The following is a 20,393-nucleotide window of genomic DNA, read 5'->3' as shown; positions in this document are numbered from 1 at the left end:
CCGTTACCGCCTCGACGCTCACGGCGGCGGCCTAATTCCTCCTAAGCTGATGATACCCTCATATGCTCACCTTCAAGAAGTTGAAAGCTTCTGTATCAACTGATACGATTTGAATTTATAATTGCTGGAACAGGGGGCTCGGTGATTGACATAGTGACTAACGCTGCCAACCATCATTTCCTGGGCTTGGGTCAGGCCTCGGTATCCCATCACGATCAGATCCGCATGCCAATCCTTAGCCGCTTGACAGAGCTGCCGACCGGCGCGTCCCTGATACAGATCGCAGCTAGCTTCCAGTCCATCGGCTTTGGCTTTACGCACAATCCATTCCAAACGCTTCCACCAGTCATCCACGAAGTGATTCCAATCCTTTTCGTATTGCCCCATGACAAAGCCACTGGGTTGGGCAATATGCTGGCGATCGTTGAAGTACAGCTTGGGTGGACTGCCAGGCTCTCCCTCACAAAGGACGTGAACCAGTCGGAGTTTTGCGCTTTGGAACTTGGCCAGTGAGCTGGCCTGTTCTAGCGCCTGCTCAGCCATCTCCGACCGATCGTATGCAACCAAAATGCGTTTCAACATAGCTTTTTTCCTCCCAATTTTTCGGGTAACGCTTCTTTGAACATCTCCTCTAGGGCAGACCTATTAAGCCACCGGCTTCGTGACTTCCAAGGCTTCAGCTTCAGGCGAGCTCACGGCAACAGCTGTTTTTTCTTCAACAATCGCCGCCTTGTTCCTCTGGGGATGAATGACCAAGACAGAGCAAGTTGCATGGTGGGTAACATAGTTGCTCACACTACCCATAAACAGTTCACTCAGGCCCTGTCGGCCACGACTACCAATCAGGATCAAATCCGCATTCCACAGGCGGGCAACATCGCATAGACGTTTCCCAGGCATGCCGCTGTTCTGGCTGAATTCGGCCTCTAGTCCAGCGGCCTGGGCGAGTTGTTGATAGCCCCGCAACTTTTCAAGTCCTTCTTCCTCATAGGCCTGCCAACGCCGGCTATAGTCATTCCAAGCAACTTCGGAAAGCCCCATGCCATAGGCTGGAGGCGTAGTTAAGAGGACACTAGAATCGCCATCCTCAGAGGAGGACAATACATGGACTAGCATGAGCGACGCCTGAAGTTTTTGTGCCAACTCAACCGCTGCGTCAAAGACTGCGGTACTGGTTTCGGAATGATCGAGGGCAACGAGAATTTTCTTGAACATAAGACTCTCCTTGGGCAGATAACAGGGCTGACGCCGATGGTGAGATTAAATCGATATCAGATCTTTTGCATTCAGCTCATTGGATCGGGCCTTAGCGGAGTTCCCATGGCTAATCAGTACCGAACAGGGTGAATGGTGCATTACGTAGTTACTGACACTACCCATCAACATTTCCATAATGCCTGATCGCCCGTGGCTGCCCATCACAATCAGATCGGCCTGCCATTCCTTCGCCATTGCGCAGAGCTCGCGGCTCGGATCGCCGAGGCGGATCTCACTGGACAGATCTAAACCGGTGAGACTCACGGTTTGTACTTTGTCCTCCAGCCAGGTGCGGTAGTCTTCGGCAAACTTATTCCAGCCCTTCTGATATGCTTCCAACATCGACTGACTCATGGCGGGGTGGTGATATCCGTCGAAGTAGGCGATCCGCTGGGGAGCGCCCGGCTCATAGTCTGTCAGGACATGGACCAGTCTGAGTTCTGCGCCATAGGCCTTGGCGAGGGCGATCGCCTCTTCCATTGCCGCTAAACTGAGCTGAGAGTTATCCAAGCCAACCATAATTTTTTTCAGCATCTTAATCCTCCTAATTGAATGTATGGAACATGGTCTGGGTCGATGTCAGCGCCGCTCTGCATTGAATGCATGGAACATGGTCTGGGTCGAGATCAGCGCCCGCTCTGCATTGAATGCATGGGACATGGTCTGGGTCGAGATCAGCGCCCGCTCTGCTCCAGTTCCGCAACGGCGATACGGGTCTGGAGTAAGGAATCGGGATTGAGGCTGATGGAGTTGATGCCCTGTTCTACCAAGAAGCGAGAAAATTCGGGGTAGTCGCTGGGGGCTTGACCGCAGATGCCGATCTTGCGATCGCGCCGTTTTGCAGTGGCAATCACCTGGGCAATCAGGGCTTTGACGGCTCCATTGCGCTCATCGAACAGATCCGCCACTAAGGCAGAATCCCGGTCAAGGCCCAGAGTCAGCTGGGTTAGGTCATTGGAGCCAATGGAGAAGCCATCGAAGATGTCACAGAACTGGTCTGCCAAGATGACATTGCTGGGAATCTCGCACATGACATAAACCTGGAGTCCATGCTCGCCGCGAACGAGGCCATGCTGGGCCATTTCAGCCAAAACTTTCTCACCCTCTTGGGGGGTGCGGCAGAAGGGAATCATGGGAATGACATTGGTGAGGCCCATGGTCTCTCGCACTTGTTTGAGAGCCTTGCATTCCAATCCGAAGGCTGCGCGATAGCTGGGGCCGTAGTAACGCGATGCCCCCCGCCAGCCAATCATCGGGTTTTCTTCTTGGGGCTCAAACTGCCGCCCCCCAAGGAGGTTGGCATATTCATTGCTCTTGAAATCCGACAGGCGCACCACCACGGGCTTGGGATAGAAGGCGGCGGCGATGGTGGCCATGCCCTGGGCGAGCTGATCGACGAAAAAGTCGGGTTTATTGGGGTAGAGGGCCGTTTGGGCGGCGATCGCCCGTTTCTCTTCTCCGTCCTCTAGTTCGTCGTAACGAAGCAATGCCAAGGGATGCACCTTGATTTGGTTGGCAATAATGAACTCCAACCGCGCCAGCCCCACACCGTCGCAGGGAATCGCAGCGAGACCAAAGGCCTCGGCGGGATTGCCCACATTCATCAGAATTTGCGTCTGGGTTGGAGGCAGTTCTCCCAGCTTCGTCTCTTCAATTTCAAAGTCGAGCAGCGCGGGATAAACCAGCCCCTCTTCGCCTTCGGCGCAGGAGACGGTTACCAGTTGGCCCGTCGCCAATTTGGCAGTAGCATCACCACAACCCACAACAGCGGGAATGCCCATTTCCCGAGCAATAATTGCCGCATGGCAGGTGCGCCCGCCTTGGTTGGTAACGATGGCGCTGGCCCGTTTCATAATCGGCTCCCAATCGGGGTCAGTCCGCTCGGTCACCAGCACTTCGCCAGCCTGGAACTCAGCCATGGAGGTAGCATCGGAGATCACGCGGGCGCGGCCTTGACCAATCAGGGCGCCCACAGCCCGGCCCGTGACCGCTGGCCCTGGACGAGCAGCAGGGGTCATAGTCAGACGATAGTTGCGCAGCGTACTGCCAGTGTTCTGAGACTGAACCGTTTCTGGACGAGCCTGGAGAATGAATAGCTCTCCAGTCATGCCGTCCTTGCCCCATTCCATATCCATGGGCGTCGGCATGCCGCGCACCGCGGAGTAGTGGGCCTCAATGATGCAGGCCCAGCGAGCCAGGGTGAGTACGTCGTCGTCGGAAAGGGCAAAGATTTTTTGCTCTGGCACTGGCACGGAAAGGTTTTTGGTCAGCTTGCCACCACCCACGTCATAGACCATTTTGATGGCCTTGCTGCCCAGTTGCTTGCGCAAGATCGGCCGACAGCCCTGGGAAAGGGTGGGCTTAAAGACAACGTATTCGTCAGGATTGACAACGCCTTGGACGACGTTTTCACCCAGGCCATAGGCTGCCGTGATCAGCACAGCGTTTTTGAAGCCGGTTTCGGTATCAATAGAGAACATGACGCCAGAGGTTGCCAGGTCAGAGCGCACCATTTTTTGCACGCCAACGGAGAGGGCCACTTCAAAGTGATCAAAGCCGTTAATGGTGCGATAGGAGATGGCGCGGTCGGTGAAGAGCGAGGCAAAGCAGCGATGGCAGGCATCGACGACGCCTTTGACCCCGTGGACGTTTAGGTAGGTTTCTTGCTGCCCAGCAAAGCTGGCATCGGGCAGGTCTTCGGCAGTGGCACTGGAGCGCACGGCTACGTCGACGTTGGGGGTTTGGTAACGATCACACAGCTGCTGATAGCCTAAGGCGATCGCTGCGCTCAGTTCTTCTGGGAACGGGGTTTCGAGGATCAGCGTCCGAGCCAATTTGCCGCGCTCTCGCAGGTTGGCAACATCTTCTACGTCTAGGTCTAGAAAAATTTTGCGCAGTTTGGCATCCAGGCCGGCTTGGTGAATGAAGTAGCGGTAGGCATCTGCGGTAGTTGCGAAGCCGGTGGGCACTTTGACCCCCTGGCGGGAAAGCTGTTGAATCATTTCGCCGAGGGAGGCGTTTTTGCCGCCCACACAGGGAATATCGTGGATGCCCAGGGCTTCAAAGGGCAGGAGAAACGGTGACGTTACGCTGCGCTCTAGGTTAGGGTTTTCGATGGGTTGGGGGGTACCTAGAGCTGGAGCGGTTTTGTTTTGCAGCATGGTTGTGCTTCTTTGGTAGTCTGGGCCGCATCGGTCAAATAGGCAATGGCCGCTCTGACCGACCCAATCTTGTTTTAGAGGAAGAACTTGAGGAAGTTGTGAGGGGGGCTTGGTGTTTGTCTGCCAAGTCGCTGATAGGGACTGTCCGTGCGCTCGCCCGAATGCTGATATCTTTACAAACTGCGGGCGATAGACTGGCGGCAACGGAAAGGACTGGACTCATAGGAGGCGATCTTTAGAAAGGGGCAGTCATTCAGACTGCCTGTTGGCGTAGACTCTTGCTAGAGAATCGCGTTCATAGTGTGACCGTGAAATGCACCAAGCCCTTAACAGTTGAGATCGACATCAAAATGGAAAGGATCGAGCGCATCGCTCGCACCTTGGGCAGCACTTCGACGGCTACTTTGCAGGCTATTGTGCATAGCCTGAATTTGAGCAGCGAAGCGGCCTCGACAAATGGTGAGATCAAAGGGGGGCGAAACCGTTCCGTTGTAGGTTTGAAACGCGCTGACATGTTGCTGCTCGTGGGGGGCAAGGACAGTGTCAATGGCGTCTTGCACTCGCTGCTGTTGGCAGGAAGTCAGGTGCGGAAAATCGGCAACGGACGGTAGGGTCACGGTGGTTGTGACTGTGAAAGTGGAAACCAATGTGCCGGTTACGTGGACACAGTTACTGGCACGACAGCCCTCGCAACCCTCTGCGGGAGCAGTGACCACATTCTCGGTCAAAAAGCTATTACTGAATCGAGCGCGAGTACGTCCTTGAAGGCGGAGGCTGTTGCCGTATACGACCGTTGTATAAGATTCTCCCTCACCTTCCAGATTAGGTAAAGGCTCCACAATGTTTTGAATGCCTGAAGTAGGTAAAGTTTCCGGCTCTGATTCATCTTGCTGAGTCACGTTAGCGGCTGACGGTTGGCGCTGTAGAAACAGGGGCATGCCAACCGTGCTACCCAACGCTTGCAAATTGTCTTGGCGGGCTGCTCGACGGCGGTGTAGGGAACGGCGGTAAGTAGGTCTTGGTTTGGTGGCAAAAACTGGCCGCATGGGGGCTCCGATTTTGAAGAGGGGAATTAGTGCTGATCTTTTTTGGGCCTTAGAACGTTTTTTAACCAGTCGAGAACAACTATTGCGATGAGGATGAGTCCGAACCAGCCCAAACCTGGGATGAGATGTCGCTCAATCCAAGGAGGGACAAGCTGATCACGACCGATGATGTAGCCTGCGATCGCAATAGCTACGACCACTACAAACGCTATAGAGTAATGTAGTTGCTTCGGTAAGACGTTCAAATCTATTTTTTTTCTATTCATTGTCTCTATTCTCTTAAATTTTCATTTTCAGTCTACTAATGCTAGCTCTCGTCATGAGGAGGCCACGGCCCTTTCCAACCTTCCGGACGGCGACGAGGTACAGGTCGCCTCACATCACCAGCTTCTCCACCTCGATCCCTTGCAACACGCGCACGTCCTTCCTCATGTCTGCCAGCAGTTGATCCTCTTGCACCTGAAGTATGCTCAGCCCCACCAGCTGGTGCGAGAGGATCAACCCCACCAGTTGGTGTTCCGCGTCCAGAACCGGGCGTTCTTTGGGTACTACCTGGAACTAAATCTTCTAATTCGTCCTTGAGACCTTGAATTATGGCTCGCGCGTCAGCATCCGGTACATGACCTCTATTGATAAGGTCGTCCATACCATCAGCTCTTGCTCTAATCTCAACTAGCTGTCGTCGAACATGATTCGGAAGATCCGTAGCGTTTTCCAGTATGTCGTCAATTTTATCAACGACATCTCTGCAACCGCTGCACAGATAAATAGCAACACGATTCCCAATGCGACGGATTGACAATGTATGAGATCGCCCTCCAATTCGAACAGATTGGCTAATACCGACTAAATCATTTGGATTGTGCGGCCCCCTGCCAAGGCGACGTCGCAGCTGACGCAGGCCTCTACCTCCAAGCGTTCGAATTTTACTGCTAATGTCACGAACCCCTTGGGTAGCCCTACGGCCAAGGGAGCCCACACCCCGACCAATGGCACGCCCTCCAGCCACAACGCCCCGACCAATGGCACGTCCTCCAGCCACAACGCCTCGTCCAACAGCGCGTCCTCCCGCAACAATGCCGCGACCTACGGCAGTTATGCCGCGACCTACGGCAGCTGCTCCTCTGGTCGCCGTTTGCCTTGCTAAGGCCCCCGCTCCACCGGCCCGGCGAGAGGCCCGAATCACTCCGGCTGCTCGATTGCGAACACCTGCTAAACCAGCCTGAGCACCTTTGGCTCCGACAATGCTCATTACCGCTTGGAAGCTGCCATTGATATTGCCGCTGACTTCTTCGGTTTCCCTTTGTAAGTCATCTGCGGTTTGGGCGGTGGCGACATCAATTAGGTTTTTGATGAGGGCCAATGCTTGTAGTACGAGGGCGACTTTGCCAACGGCAATGGTCCAGCCGCCAACAGTGGTGATGATAGTAGTGCAAACGGAAATAACTGGTAGTGCAATTGGAGATGCTGCCCCAAAGGTAATGAGGATGAGAGCACCCATGATGGCAGCGACTAAGCCAGCTAGGGCGGTGATGCTGCCTAATATAACGGCTAGGCCAGTGGCAATGTTGGCCGCTGAGGTGAGCAGGTTCCCTAAGGGGTCGCGCTGCCATTGTTCCAAACTAAAGAGATTGGCACCACCTGAAAGAATCATGCCAAGGCCGCCAACGGCCCCGGCGAGCAGCGATCGCGGATCAAGCAGCATTCTGGCTAAGCCGCCCCAGCCAGGCCAGCTGATATTACTCAAAATATTTTGGAACCGCCTGGACAAGGCTCTTCCCACCAGCCCAAAGCGCTCACCTGCACCAATTTGGGCCACGGAACGGCCACCCAGCTGTTGGTTAAACCAGTCAATTTCCTCACTACGCTGGTCCTCTATCTGCTGTCGTCGATCTTCACGGCTGGCCACTGATTCTGGATCAACACCGGTTACCCAAGGCGGAACATCGCTGTCAATTTCAGATCGATCTTGACGGGGACCTATTTCAACTGCAGGGGCGAGGGCGCTGGCTGCATCACCAGCAGCGGCTTCATCGGGGGCTGATCCTGCACCGCCGCCAGCAGCTTCGCCCTCCGCAGCGGGCTCAACACCAGAAGCTGGTTCGGGTGCTGCTTCAGATTCGGCAGGTTCCGCGCCCGGTTCTAGGCCGGTTTCGATGGCATCCTCAGACGCGTTGGGGGGCGCTGAGGGTTCTGGTGTTGGCACGGCAGCGGGTACGCCATCACTGGGCTGGCTGGTGTCTGCTTGGGCCTGGAGCACGCCCCCCTCTCCAGGTGTTTCACCCTGCCACGGTTGAACGGGTGGAATCCCTTGCATTTGGGTGGCATAACGCTGTTGGCTTTGGTGCAGCCGCGATTCCATCGCAAAGGACGATTCAATCAGCTGTTGCCCTTGATCATTCAGCTGGTTGGCTTGGGCATGAACCTCATTGGGGGCACTGGCCATGCCTTCTACCTGCGCGCGCGCTTGACCGGTTTGAGCTTCATGCTGACCGAGGCGCTGGTCGGTTTGATCTAGAACTTGCTGCCCTGCGCTGATTTTTTCCTGAGTCTGGGTGTTGAGTTCGGCCGCATGAGCGGCATCTGCCACTAAAGAATCGGCACGGCTGCGGGTTTGAGAGATGGCCCCATCCATCGTCTGGGCGTCGTCACCGACCTGATTGATTTTTTGCCCCTGTTCTTGCGATTTCTCAGCAGCTTCTGAGTCATCAGGGGTATTAGCTGCATTCTCGCTGGCCAGAGAGCCCGCTTCGCTCGCCATCGGACCGCTGTCTTCTTTGCCCTCATCGGCCTTGGTTTGGTAGCTAGGGGCTTCGGCTGCAACCGTTGCCTGTTTTTCTTGAGAGACGCCTAGCGCACTCTCGGCTTGGCCAATGACTTCGTGGCGATGCTGGGCGTGGTCTTGAGCCGTGGCGATGCCCTCTTCGGCTTTGGTGACTTCACCACTGACGCGGGCAATGTTCCCCCGAATGATTTCGGCATTGGCGTGCCCTTCCGCTGCTTGCGTACGCATTGCAGTACCCTGTTCGCGCAGATATTGAATGCGGCCCGCAATATCGGCAACGGCGCTATCGGCGTCTGGATCGGCGTCTAGCGGTTCGCCTGCGGCATCCACCGGTGTGACCGGTGACGGCGGTTGAACCTCAACTTCGGGACCTGGTTCGGGTTGGGCGGCGGCGGCGGCAAATGCCTGCTGGGCCAGGCCAGCGGCCTGCTCAGCGGCGCTGGAAGCTTCACCTCCTGCATTTTCTGTGCCTTCTGAACCCTCTGCCGCAGCCGTTCCCTCACCTTCCACCAAGGCTTCAGGAGCGCTCTCGGCTTCCTGCTGTGCAGCAGCAGCGGACTGCGCTATTTGGGGTTGCTCTTGGGCTGGTCGATCGACATCGGGAGCGGTATCGCCTCGGACCTCGGCAGAGCGCGATCGCAGCTCAGCTGGGTCAACTTGATTACGCGATCGCTCAGCATTCGCATTGGCAGTGCTCTCTGAATCAGTAGCGGCAGGCGATCGCTCGTCTTGGTCAGGAATTTCGTCTTGAAAGCGATTTCTCAATCGGGCACTTACCCCACCGCCATCCTCTGGATGCTGATAATCGGCGGGTTTGCGCTGTAACCGCTGAATCGGTTCATTGCCCGCCGTTTGTTGCACAACATGAGCCGATTCGTGGGACATCAGCTTCACATCATCCGCCCGTTGATTTTGACCCAGCCAAATATGATTTTTATGGGTAAAGGCTTGCGCCTTAAGCGAGTGAGCTACCTGACGATCTTCGTCGCGATCGTGCACCCGCACCGCACTCAAATCGGCCCCCAAAACCGGCTCAACTTTTTCTTTGACACCGGTTGGCAGCGGTGTGCCTGCATCACTAGGCCGAATCGATTCCGGCAAGGCTTGATGGTCAATTTCTGTCGGCGCTGAGGCCTGACGCTGAACCACCTCGTCTTCAGATGGTTCCGACTGGGCCTGCTCTTCAGCTTCACAGGCATCGCACTTGCGTTGAATATTTGGCTTGGCAGATGACAAGGGGAGAGGGTCGTCAGATCTTGAACCCGATAAAGCTGCCCGCTGAACGACGGCTTCAGCGACCTGGTCAGCTTCCTGCTCATAGTCGTCATTGGGAGGGTTGACTGTGAGCTTGGGTTGTAGCAGCGGGGATTCTTCTTCTGTGGCTTCTAACGGGATCTCTTCTTCTGCTTGATTGTCTTCTTGGCGCTGAAGGCTGTGGGATAAGGATTTCGTTTGTAAAAGTTGATCGGTTTCTTCCGCTTCTGGGGCAGCTTCTTCTGGCGCTACCTCTGAAAGGTCTTCCTCTGGTTGAGCATCCCGCTCTAGATCAGCAACCACCGACCGCTGTAAAAACAGTGGCATACCCACCGTTGTGCCACTGTCCGCTTTTCGATCCAATTTAAGGGCAACATCGGGCGCGGCGTGGGCGCTTTTGGTTGTATCTTCTGCCTTGCGGGCTTGAGCGGCTTCCATAGTGCTTACGCTCCTCCGCTAGTTTGTAGTGCGGCGGGGGGTTGGCGGCCCAGTTTGCGGTATTCGGCGCTGAGGCCTTGGACGATGTCGTTGAATTGGATAGGGCGATCGCCTGCTTGAGCCAGCACAGCCGCCGCTAAAACCGCGTTGCGAATGTGACCACCGCAGAGTTCGGAGGTGGTGGCGAGCTGGTTGAGCTGCTCGGGGGTGAGGGCGTGGCGATCGCCCAGGTGAGACTGCCAAAGTGTGCGGCGTTCTTGCGATCGCGGCTGCGGAAACTCAATCACCATATCCAGCCGCCGCGAAAAGGCTGAATCAAACCGCTGGCGGCTGTTGCTGGTGAGCAGGGTGATACCGTCGTAGCTTTCAATGCGCTGGAGGAGATAGTTGGTTTGGGTGTTGGCGAAGCGGTCGTTGGCTTGTTGTACATCGGTGCGTTTGCCAAAGAGAGAGTCGGCTTCGTCGAAAAGGAGCACGACTTCGGCGCGTTCGGCGCGGGCAAGGAGCTGGGCTAGATTTTTTTCGGTTTCGCCAATGTATTTGCTGACCACAGCGGCGAGGTCTACGCGGTAAAGGGGCATGGCCAATTGGGTCGCAAGCCAGCCAGCGGCAAGGGTTTTACCCGTACCTGAGGGGCCGACAAAAAGCGCTTTTACGCCGGGGTAGTAGCGGGTGGTGGCCGATGCGCCGAGGCCGTCGGTGAGGTTGTCGCGGGCACGGCAGCGCTGCAATAGGGTATGCAGATCTTTCTGGAGACTCTGCTGCATGACTAGGGCTTCGTCGGGGATGATTTGGGTGAGGGGTTGGGCAAGGGCGTCGAGGCCAATGCCTTCACCGCTCCAGGCCGCTGAGCAAATGTCTTCGGCGGTGGGCTGTGGGTGGTGGTTGAGGCTGCTGTAGTGGTGGGCGATGCGACCGATTTGGGCGATGCGATCGCTACTATGCCGGTGATTACGAGCCAACTCAGCGGCGAGTTCTGCATTGTCAATCGCTAGCTGCCAAAGGGCTTGACGTTCCGCACGAGCGGGAATCGGCAAAGCCCAAGTGAGGGTATCGCGATCCGGGGCGGAGAGGCTGCCGTCGGGGCCGCACAGGGCTAGAACGGGGCCGGCATAGTGGGGAATGGCGGGTAAGGAATGGCGATCGCCAGGGGCCAAATCCAGACAAAAAACGGGCACCAATCGACGGAGATACAGCCAGGGTGCGAGCCCATCTGGCAAATGCTCAGAGGATTCTATGAACAGGGGACGGCGATTGAGGGATTTGGTAAGGGCCGCTGCGACGGAGCGGCCTTCGATGGCGGAGCCGGTGCGAATGCTCAGCAGGCGATGGGGGTCGGCTTTGAAGCTGTTGGCGTATTGGCTGGCTGCGGTAAGCAGAGAGTCGGCGAGGGGGACGGGCTGCATTGTGCCGAATCCGAGCGTGGTGCCGGGAACAGTGGCATCGAGGTGGTCGAAGGCAAAGCAGAGATGGGTGGGGATGCTGAGGGTGCGTTCGGGCAGGGGAGCGTTGCTGTTGAGGATAGTGAGCAGGCCGCTTTGAACGGCGACACCGTTGAGTAAGGCGGGGATGGGAGCGCGGGGATGGCTCAGATCGCGGAAGGCGGTGGCGATCAGGCTGAGGGTGGGGCGAGAGCCGCCTAGGGGGGCTTGGACACGGGCTAGGGCGCGACCGACTAAGACATCGTCTTCAACGGCGGCGGCTAGGGCGACGCTCAGCATTTCTAGCAGGGTGAGGTGAAAGTCGCGGGAGAGTTTTAGTAAGGGGATGTCTCGGCGGAGGGGTTGGGCAAGGTAGGTTTTGAGGCCTTGCTGCCAGGTGGGGGCGGTGGCGGTGGCGGCAGTGAGCTGCGATCGCAAAAAATCTAGCTCCGGCTCCCTTGCGTCTGGAGCTGAGCCGATGAGCGTCTGTGCGATCGCAGCCAGCGCAAAGGTACGCAGTCTGAGGGGGGGATCGGCAGTTGGTGTCATGGGGTGCCTCCTGTGCGCCGCTCGTGAAAGGGTTCATAGTGAAAGGCCACCACTCGGCCAAACCAGGGCAACCAGCCAGGGTTGAGATCGAGTCCAGCTTTGCGGATGCGAATGTCTACCTGGTTAAGGTCAAAGGTGAGATCGAGGTGGGTAGGGGTAAGGGCAAGTTCGCCGGGGCGCTGGATGAGAGCTTTTAGGGTTAGGCCGGTATGGCGGCGGCTCCAGGTTTTGAGGGCGCTATACCAGAGAGGATGTAGGGGAGAATGAGGGATGAATGCGAAAGGAATGAGTGAGGTGAGGATGGGATCTTGGTTGGGAACGCCGAGCCGGTGGGCGACATAGCCTAGCAAGGTCTGGGAAAAGGTGTCGGGATCGTTGTATTGGGGTAAGTAGGCGGGTAGCTGTAGGTATTGCAACAGATTGAGCAAGTACATGAGACCGGCATAGTCTGTGTAGGTGCCTGAAAGCGTTGTGGATTGAACTAGCGGAGAGCGTTGGGGAACGGCAGCCGAAGTGCTGAGCTGACTTGGAGGAGAGACCAGTGCTGGCAGTGATTGTTCGGTGGGCGTTTCAGGCTGAGTGAACTCTGAGGTGGAAGAATTGTCAGGAAAATCAGCGACCTTTGATTGGGGTTCAGAGTAGCCTGAACCAGGCAGCGGGTTCCGTGAGTTTAAGGTAAGCGCTTCAGGCTGAGTGAGCTCTGAGGCGCGGAAGTCGTCAGGAAAATCAGCGGCCTTTGATTGAGGTTCAGAGTGGCGTGAGCTAGGCAGCGGGTTTTGTGGCTCAGTGGTCGTTGCGCTTGGGTGAGAAGAATCTGCTATCGGATCGCTGGATGGGGCTGGCGCAAAATGAAGGGAGATCTGGCGCTGGGCGATCGCCATTAGATTGTTCGTCTGCGCCAACGTAGGATGCTCAGCAACCAGACCCATGGCGGCAAGCCAAAGGGTACGCGAATCTTCGATGGGCCAGGGGTGAATCAGTGCTGCCAAGAAGGGAGCAGAAGCCAAGCCTACCGAGGGAATCGAATCAGCAAAAATTGGTACGCTCCAGCCATTTTGAGCTAAGAGTTTAGGACCATCTTCCGGTTGAAAAAGGGCAAGCAAAGGTGAGAGCACCCCTTGGCGGTAGAGATGCTGAAGGACGGTGGCCGTGGCGAAGGGTGCGAGGGGGTGAGTGGCCAAGTGAGAGAGCAGTAAATGAACCGTGTCAGCTTTAGAGAGGGCTGAGTTCCAAGTGGGCAATAGTCGGGGCCAAAACCAAGCGGTTAGGGATTGGCCCGTGCAAAGGCAATGGGCGAAGTGGCTGTAGGCGCTGAGGTCGTCGGGGAAGCTGACGACGGGGGCTTGGACGGCGGTGGGATGGGTACCGGGGGTAGCGATCGCAATCAGCTGCTGAATCTGTTTTTCTAGATTTACAGAAAGCCTCATGGCGCTTTGATCGCTGTGAATCGTACCGACATTTAAGTGGCGAATAAACAGTAGCTGACTGGTCTCAGCAGCAGGCAAACTAGCCGTGTGCAAAGCATCTTCGAGCAGGCGCTGCCCCCGCCAAACGAGATCTTGGCTGGGGGCACTCAGACTCACCTGATGGACTTGACGAGTATGGGTACGATTATGGGTAGAGGTTGTGGGCATTGGGGTTGACCTCACCTTTAAAGAAAGTTGCCTGAGAAATTATCTGAGCAAGTTGCCTGAGAAATTGCCTGAAGAACTGCTAGAAAAACGGTTGAGCGCATTAGCCGAGAAGCTGGCTGAAAAATTGGTGGCTAACTCGACGGGCGAGGCTACCGCCGCTGTCTGAACTGCTGTCTGCTCCTGGGCGACTTCGCCCGAATTGTCGATGCTCATAAAACGAACTTGGGCATTGGCAGCCAGCTGAACGGTGGCGGTGGCCGTTTGCGTGATCCGGGCAGCGGCGCGATCGCCACTGAGATCTTCAACGCGGCCTTGGGCGACAATGCGATTGTCGCCGCCATAGAGCAACACATTCATGCCAATCCGAACCCGAGCGGGATCGATGGCAATGCTGATATGGCCTCCTTTGTTAACAGAAGTGGGTTCGACAATGCGACCAGCGATAATTTGATTTACCGGGGCGGCGCTGGCGAGCAAAATGCAGATGCGTACGAGGTCGTTGAGGAGGGCAATCGCCGCTGCCTGCTGAGCTGAAACCCGCAGATATAGCCAGTCAGCGACGGACTGAAGTTCGCGCCGTTCGAGATAGTCAACGTCTCCCCAGCGGGGCAGGGCGCTAAAGTTGCGCAGGTTAATCGGGCTGTCGAATTGGCTGATGCGTTCGGCCCAGTTCAGCCGGAGGATGGGGCGAATGGCGCTGAAGCCCGCGTAAAGGCAGCCCAAGGCGCGGGTGAGGTCTTCAAATTCTTGGGCGGCGGCGGCAGAAAGGCCACTGCGAGCGTATTTGCCGTGGATCAGATCGCCTAGGGAGAGGGAGAGGGTGGCGCGATCGCGCAAGCCCTGCCAACTGGCGGCCAAGAGCGGATTGAGATCGAGCTGAGCGGTGGCGAGGCGATAGCTGCTCACGGTTTGCTGTTGGGCAATGAATGTGCGGCTAATCGATTGGGCAAAGAGGCCCGTTTGGTTGGCCGTTTGATTGGCTAAGCGCTGCAACCCTGGGTTGAAGGAGGCCGTGCTTTGCTGGGCCGTGAGCGTCGCCTGTTGAATAGCGCCGAACAGAATTTCGGGGCGATCAAAGCGGTTGAGCAACGGTGGCAGGTGGGTAAACCAGCCCATGGGCGATCGCCGCAACAGATCAGTGGCCTCTTGCAGGGCGTCGGGGAGAGGCCATTGGCGATTGAGGCAGGCGGGTCTGGCCGGGAGCTGTACACTCGGCAGCAGGCTGCGAACAGGGGTATCGGTGTCGGGGCCGAGGGTACGGGGCCGGTGATAGACCAAGAAAGGGACTTGGGTGGCGAGGATGTTCTGCCGTTTTTGATTGATTTCGCCGAGACGCTGTTGCTCTTCGGCGATGAGGCTGCGGGCGACCGAAACATCGTGGCGGGCTTCGGCTAGCTCACCCCCGATGACGGCAAGGCGGCTATCAGCCTGTTGCCGCAGGTTTTGGACGGCTTGGAGGGTTTGGCGGGCCTGTGTGATCGCCTGTCGGTAGTCCGAAATTCGCCCTTCGGCCAGGCGCAGCGCGGCCACGGTGTTGTCGAGCACACGCACGCTGGAGGAGAAGTATTCTGCTTCATCGGGGGTGGTGGGCAAATCGCCTGGGTCAACGGCAATCGATCCGGGCCTTTGCTTAATTTGGCCAAAGGTGGCATCGACCCCGCCCGGTACAGGAATATCTTTGAACAAATTGGAACTGGCGAGGTTGCTGATCACTGAGACTCGACCGGCCAAAGTGTAGTTACGCGCTTCGGGGGCGGGGGGTTCTTTTAATCGCTCGGCAATGGTGATGCTTGGGTTCACTTTGCCGATTAAAGGAGATTGTTGAACAATGCTCTCCTCGCTCTGTTTGGAAAAGAGATCTTTACTCGCCGATGACTGGGCTTCGAGCAGTCGTGTGTTGGATAGTTGAGCACCAAGCAGCGGCTCACGCGTGAGCCCAAAAGTTCCTGCTAGGCCAGTGGTGGGTGCTTCTACCACAAAGTTAGAGAGATCGAATGCGCCTACCCGGCTCACCGCTGCGCTGTCAAGATTGAACAGGGCGGGCTGGGCTAAAAGCGGCTGTTCGGCGGCCAGTCTGACTCCGCTAGAACTGAAAAGGCTAGAACTAACGACGGTGGGATTCACCACCTCTGCTTCTGCCCGTTCAAGGGTAAAAGCATTGCGAATGAAGCTAGTGGGCGCTTCAAAGCGAGTCAGCAGCAGCCCAGCATCTGTGGGCGCGCCAGGCTCCGTTGCACTAACTGAAGCTGTGGGGACTGTGTCGGTTTTGATCCGGTTGAAAAAGGCACTGAGGTCTTTTTGGGCAGCGGCAGCGGTGTCGCGTTGGGCGATCGCACTCAAAGTCGGCGATACCGAAAGGCGGCTGGCTTCTTCATTGCCCAGCACAAACTGCCGAACGCGGAACATGTCTGTGCGCACCTGCAAAAAGCCAAATTCGATTTGGTCATCAGCTTGATTGGTCAGGCGTTCCAGCTCTTGGATCAAGGCAGCCAGCCCTTTGTCATCCAAAATGGCCAGCGTGGTGTTGTCTTGTGACTGTTGGAACAGATCGCCCAGGGCGTTGGTGAAGGCGGTGCGGACGGTGGCAGGGCTGTTCGCGGCGAGGGAAATCAGGCGATCTCGCTCAGCCGCACTCAGAATGCCTTGAATGCGCAGCAGGCGGCGGACGATATCGGATTTGACAGGTGAGTCGGCCGGCAGACTGTTCAGCAGCGCATCGAGCTGCGTGTTTTCAGCGTCAGTGGCCAAACGAGGCAGCCGCACCGCATCGCGATCCAGCGGGGAGTTGGTCTGAAGGGCGAGCTTAAGGGCGGCGATGGGGGCAACCACCGTAGCGCCTGCTTGCGTTTCGAGGGCGTAGCGCTCTTCAAAAGGGGTGAGTCGTTCGTCAGCCATGAGCCAGAGCCAAGGCTCATTGGCGGCAATTTCTGTCGCGCCAGGGGGCAGGGCGGTGCCCACCCATATCTGCTCAGTGCCATCGCTGCCAAGCCGAGCGGTATGGCCCCAAGCGGCACGGCCATTGTACAGAGTGAACAGCATGCCAGTGAGGATATTGCCGGGGTTTAAGCCCACCTGATCGAGCGGAATTTCTAGGCGAACCCACTCGTCTAGGGCCGGTCGTTCGCCGAGGCGGCGGTGGCTGGTGGTGCCTGCGAGTCCACGATCGATCAAAGGATTAATCGCGCCCCAATAGGCCCGGTGCTCGCTGTCAGCGCCGAGCTGAAAGGTGAGCATCAGCTCGCTGGGGGGATGGTCGGGATCGAGATAGACGTAGGTGATCAGACGATCGCCTGCTTGCAATCGAAAGGTGGCGGCGGAGCTGGCCACGGTAAAGCCATGTTCATGCAGGCCTTGGGCGATCGCACTTTGATGCGCACTCGGACTGGTAAAGGGCGCATCGGGGGCGGCCTTTTCGCCGGTTTCGAGCTGATCGGGGTCGGGGTTGGGGTATGGGATAGGTTCCCCGGTGATGGCTAGTTGGAGGCGGTTGGCGCGATCGCGCACCAGCTGACGACGGTGCAACACGGCGGCTCGTCGATTAATGAAGCGGTTCAACGTGAGAGTAAATTCTGGATCGAGGCTTTCAACCTTAAGTAAGTTGGGGTCGTACAGCTTTTGGGGCACGGGCACCAGCAGTTTGACTTGGCTAGAAGCATCGTTGCTGACGGTGTCGTAGGGCAGCAACGATGCACTTTCCCGGAAAACCAAATCCAGCTGCTCTTCGGGGATGGGGGCGGCCTCGACGCGGTAGCCCGTGGGGAAAAAGAGCTGACTACGGACAGCAGGATTACTCGCTGTCTCAGCAGGCAAGGCTAGATTTTTGACTAGATAATTGGGCAGGCCGCCCACGGGGGGTAGCCAAGCAAAGTAATCGGCCAGCTGTTCGGGAGGAATTTGGCTGAGATCCAGTTCGCCTAGCTGCTCGGCAAATTGCTCAATGCGGGCCTGCCAGAGAAAGGGATTACCTGAGTCGGGTACGGAGATGGCGCGATGGTGGGCGCGTCCCCCTTGGCGAGCGACGGCGTGGCGATCGCTAAACAAACCCTGCCAGTTCAGATCAAAGCCCAGCAGTGCAATCGGGACGCCCCTTTCGGCCCAAGGCATGGGATCCCTGAGCTCGCGCCGGAAAATGGCATAGGCCAAACGGCTGCGCCAGCGGTTGACGGCTGCGGTCTGCGCGGTTCCCGTCTCGGCTTCTAGGGTCGGCAAGGCCAGCCATTCTGTCGGCCAAGCGTAAAAAATGAGCCGCGAGCCCTCGATCAGCTGACGGTTGGCAAAGGCCAGTCCGGCGACATCGATGTGGCAGGGGTCGCTACTGGCTTCAGCACCGCTACTCTCGGTGGTAATGGGCTGAAACAAAACAATGCCTGCTGGGGGTAAGGTCACCCCTCGGTTCACCAGCGTTTGCAGTGAATCGCCCAACCGCCTCGGTTCCAGCGGGCTATTGCCATCGCCCAAGGTGGTATCGGTGCCTGAAAGCACTTCTGGCGGGGCGTAAACGGGCAAATCACCGAGCCTCACGGTATGACGAGCCGCTAAGCGCAGTTCTTCGCCTTGTTGGCTGAGGCCTACGCCCGCTTCTATGAGGAGCAAGTCATTGAGCGGATTATCGGTAGCCGCATCGGTGGGTACAGGACGGCGGATGATCGTCGCTTCTAGGCCTTCTACGACGCCAGGGGAACGCTGCTGGCCGAGCAGGGCCAGATGGGTGTCGCGGTAAGTTTGCTCCAGCTGTAGGTTTTGATGGCTGAGGGCGCGGCCTGTAAAGAGGTTGAGGCGGCGGCGGCCGGGGCGCTGGCGGTCGGCGGTCGGTGCAGCTTCGGGTGAGGGACTGATGGCGACGACCTGCTCGTTCGGCAGCGGGTCGATAATTTTTTTAATGACGCTCATTGGATCGCCTCCAAGCGGTTGCGAACAAGGGAATTGACAGCGGCGGTATTGCCTCTGCCGGCAAGCGTGGTCAGCTCGCGGCTAAAGCTGGTGAGTTCGGTGGGTGAAAGGGTGCGGGCGATTTTATCGAGGGCAATGGCATCGCCAGAGGTGGCCAATGTATTCACCACCACGTCGTTTTCGCGAATTTCGGGGGCGATCGCTTCGAGGCGGCTCAGCCCTTCGCCCAAGCGCGGATCGCCAAACTGTTCGGCCACCCGCAGCACAGTGGCGCGGTCGATCGGCCGCTCGGTTGGCGGGACGGTTGGATCGCCCGACGGCGTTTCAATCGGTGCGTTTTCTAGCTCATTCAAGGTGCTGCGCAGCAGGAGTTCAGAGCGGCTGATCTGGGGTGAGGAGAGCAGTGAAACCACATCGGCGCGGCCCAGGGTACTGGTGCGCAGGTCGCTGAAGCGCTCACTGAGATTGAGCCGATCTAGGCGATCAATCAGGTTAGATTCCACGCTGGCATCGTCGCTGGCGAGGGGTATGGTGGTGCCAACAATATCGGCCTGATAGGGAATATTGCGCTGACGAATGTACCAAAGCTCAGCGGCATTGGCGAGCGCTGTGCGCCACAGGCTATCGACCGGGTTGGCGGGGGGCAAAATCGGCAAAACGGATTGGTTGAGCCGGGATAGTTTTTCGAGGGGGTTGCGTTTGGCGATGAGGCCGGGGGCGGCGAGGGTGAGCGGTCGCCTCAAACCGGGCTGAAAGATCGGCTGAAAGATCGGCTGTGGGGAGGGTGTTGGTGGGGGTACGGTGGCCGCCGCCAGATCCTGCCTAAAGCTATAGAGCTGCTGGCGGGTCATGGGGATAATCAGCAGCAGAGAAAGGGTTTCAAATTCTGCGGGGCTGTCTTGCAAGTCAATCGGTGGCAGGGCCAGGGAGTCTTCTACGAGGGCGGCAATTTCGTCGGTGGGGGCGACGGTGAGCTCGACGGTAACCTCAGCAGGAAAGTAGCGCTGGCTGAAGTCGGCAGGGTTGACGGCGGATTTGGGCAGGCGTCCGGCGGCGGGCAGCGTATCAAAGTAGCTGGCGGCTGAAAAGCCCGCAGTTGCGGTCGGCTCTATCTCGCGCAGCTGCTGGTCGTACTGCAGCAGGTGGGCGGAGCGCAGCGCCCGAGGCACGGTGTTGAGCCCAAGGGTTCCTTGGGCGGTGCTGCCTAGGTCGCGGCGCACCAAAAAGTTATCAATCCATCGCACCGCGCCCTGATCGAGGGCGACCATGGCCAGGGGTAGGAGGTTGGCAGGCAGGTTGGGCACGGTTTCATTGACAAAAATGTCGCGGGCGATTTGCGATCGCAACCGCTCCCCCTCCAAGTTGCTATAGCGCACCAGGGTCACCGCTGTGGCCTCGACAATTTCGCCAAATTGGCTCGTGATATTGCCTGGGCCGGTGCTGCTAGTGGGATAGCTGGCAATCAGGGTGTCGCTGTATTCCACGAGGCGCAGGCCCAGGATGAAGAGGCCGGTTTGCGATCGCGCCGGATCTCGAATCGCCTCGCCCACACCAAAGGCCGCATTGAGCATTTCAATTCGAGCCGTATTGGCCAAGCTGATCGTCAGCGGGTTTTCGAGGATGACGGACTCGCCGCTCGGGGTGACACCACAGCCGGGGGCGATCGCCACTTGAAAAGCCTCCAACTGATCGCCGGTTCCCGTTGGACGAGAGACCTCTAGACCCTGCAATACGCCAAAGCCACTCAGTCGATTGAGCGTGGCTTGACGGCCTAAAAAATACGTTTGCTCAGCGGTGAGATCCGCTGCTGCCAGGAACCGTCCATCAAAGTACAGCGGGCGGCGGCGCTCGGTAAGCAGAACCGTGCCGGTGCGCTGGAGGGTGGCGAATTCGCTGGCATCGATAAATTCTCGGGAGGGTTGGGAGGTGGCCATGGGGAGACTCCTTTGTGTGCGGAG

10 protein-coding genes are annotated in these 20,393 nt (G+C 57.6%); all 10 read right to left on the bottom strand.

Annotation, left to right across the window (positions count from 1 at the left end):
• Positions 1-72: 72 nt before the first annotated feature.
• Complete coding sequence (locus VB741_RS09390; RefSeq protein ID WP_323364907.1) at positions 73-582, bottom strand: universal stress protein; 510 nt, start codon at positions 580-582, stop codon at positions 73-75.
• Between the two features lie 63 nt (positions 583-645).
• Entirely contained in the window at positions 646-1,215 is a 570-nt protein-coding gene (locus tag VB741_RS09385; RefSeq protein WP_323364906.1) for a universal stress protein, read from the bottom strand.
• Between the two features lie 45 nt (positions 1,216-1,260).
• Positions 1,261-1,791, bottom strand: a complete 531-nt coding sequence (locus tag VB741_RS09380) for a universal stress protein (RefSeq protein ID WP_323364905.1) — start codon at positions 1,789-1,791, stop codon at positions 1,261-1,263.
• Positions 1,792-1,931: 140 nt separating this feature from the next.
• Positions 1,932-4,418, bottom strand: coding sequence for a phosphoenolpyruvate synthase (gene ppsA, locus VB741_RS09375; RefSeq protein WP_323364904.1), 2,487 nt, complete (start codon positions 4,416-4,418; stop codon positions 1,932-1,934).
• 326 nt (positions 4,419-4,744) lie between these two features.
• Positions 4,745-5,464, bottom strand: coding sequence for a hypothetical protein (locus tag VB741_RS09370; RefSeq protein WP_323364903.1), 720 nt, complete (start codon positions 5,462-5,464; stop codon positions 4,745-4,747).
• A gap of 307 nt (positions 5,465-5,771) precedes the next feature.
• On the bottom strand, positions 5,772-9,941 hold the full coding sequence (locus VB741_RS09365; RefSeq protein WP_323364902.1) for an eCIS core domain-containing protein: 4,170 nt from the start codon (positions 9,939-9,941) through the stop codon (positions 5,772-5,774).
• Between the two features lie 5 nt (positions 9,942-9,946).
• On the bottom strand, positions 9,947-11,911 hold the full coding sequence (locus VB741_RS09360; RefSeq protein ID WP_323364901.1) for an ATP-binding protein: 1,965 nt from the start codon (positions 11,909-11,911) through the stop codon (positions 9,947-9,949).
• The gene (locus VB741_RS09355; RefSeq protein ID WP_323364900.1) at positions 11,908-13,545 is read right to left on the bottom strand and encodes a hypothetical protein; all 1,638 of its coding nucleotides are present in this window, start codon (positions 13,543-13,545) and stop codon (positions 11,908-11,910) included. Before VB741_RS09355 ends, VB741_RS09360 begins: the two co-directional genes overlap by 4 nt.
• A gap of 39 nt (positions 13,546-13,584) precedes the next feature.
• Positions 13,585-18,435: a hypothetical protein gene (locus VB741_RS09350; protein WP_323364899.1), complete on the bottom strand. Its 4,851-nt coding sequence runs from the start codon at positions 18,433-18,435 to the stop codon at positions 13,585-13,587.
• Positions 18,432-20,369 (bottom strand): hypothetical protein, encoded by a 1,938-nt coding sequence (locus VB741_RS09345; protein WP_323364898.1) that lies wholly within the window; start codon positions 20,367-20,369, stop codon positions 18,432-18,434. Before VB741_RS09345 ends, VB741_RS09350 begins: the two co-directional genes overlap by 4 nt.
• Positions 20,370-20,393 lie beyond the last annotated feature (24 nt).

Source organism: Leptothoe sp. PORK10 BA2 (assembly GCF_034932105.1).
Taxonomy (GTDB): domain Bacteria; phylum Cyanobacteriota; class Cyanobacteriia; order Phormidesmidales; family Phormidesmidaceae; genus Leptothoe.
The sequence above is the reverse complement of the archived record's forward strand: the minus strand, read 5'-3'. Positions and strand labels throughout refer to the sequence as shown.

Coding starts and splice junctions, on each gene's coding strand:
- VB741_RS09390 (WP_323364907.1), bottom strand. CDS start 582: ATGTTGAAACGCATTTTGGTTGCATACGATCGGTCGGAGATGGCTGAG.
- VB741_RS09385 (WP_323364906.1), bottom strand. CDS start 1,215: ATGTTCAAGAAAATTCTCGTTGCCCTCGATCATTCCGAAACCAGTACC.
- VB741_RS09380 (WP_323364905.1), bottom strand. CDS start 1,791: ATGCTGAAAAAAATTATGGTTGGCTTGGATAACTCTCAGCTCAGTTTA.
- ppsA (WP_323364904.1), bottom strand. CDS start 4,418: ATGCTGCAAAACAAAACCGCTCCAGCTCTAGGTACCCCCCAACCCATC.
- VB741_RS09370 (WP_323364903.1), bottom strand. CDS start 5,464: ATGCGGCCAGTTTTTGCCACCAAACCAAGACCTACTTACCGCCGTTCC.
- VB741_RS09365 (WP_323364902.1), bottom strand. CDS start 9,941: ATGGAAGCCGCTCAAGCCCGCAAGGCAGAAGATACAACCAAAAGCGCC.
- VB741_RS09360 (WP_323364901.1), bottom strand. CDS start 11,911: ATGACACCAACTGCCGATCCCCCCCTCAGACTGCGTACCTTTGCGCTG.
- VB741_RS09355 (WP_323364900.1), bottom strand. CDS start 13,545: ATGCCCACAACCTCTACCCATAATCGTACCCATACTCGTCAAGTCCAT.
- VB741_RS09350 (WP_323364899.1), bottom strand. CDS start 18,435: ATGAGCGTCATTAAAAAAATTATCGACCCGCTGCCGAACGAGCAGGTC.
- VB741_RS09345 (WP_323364898.1), bottom strand. CDS start 20,369: ATGGCCACCTCCCAACCCTCCCGAGAATTTATCGATGCCAGCGAATTC.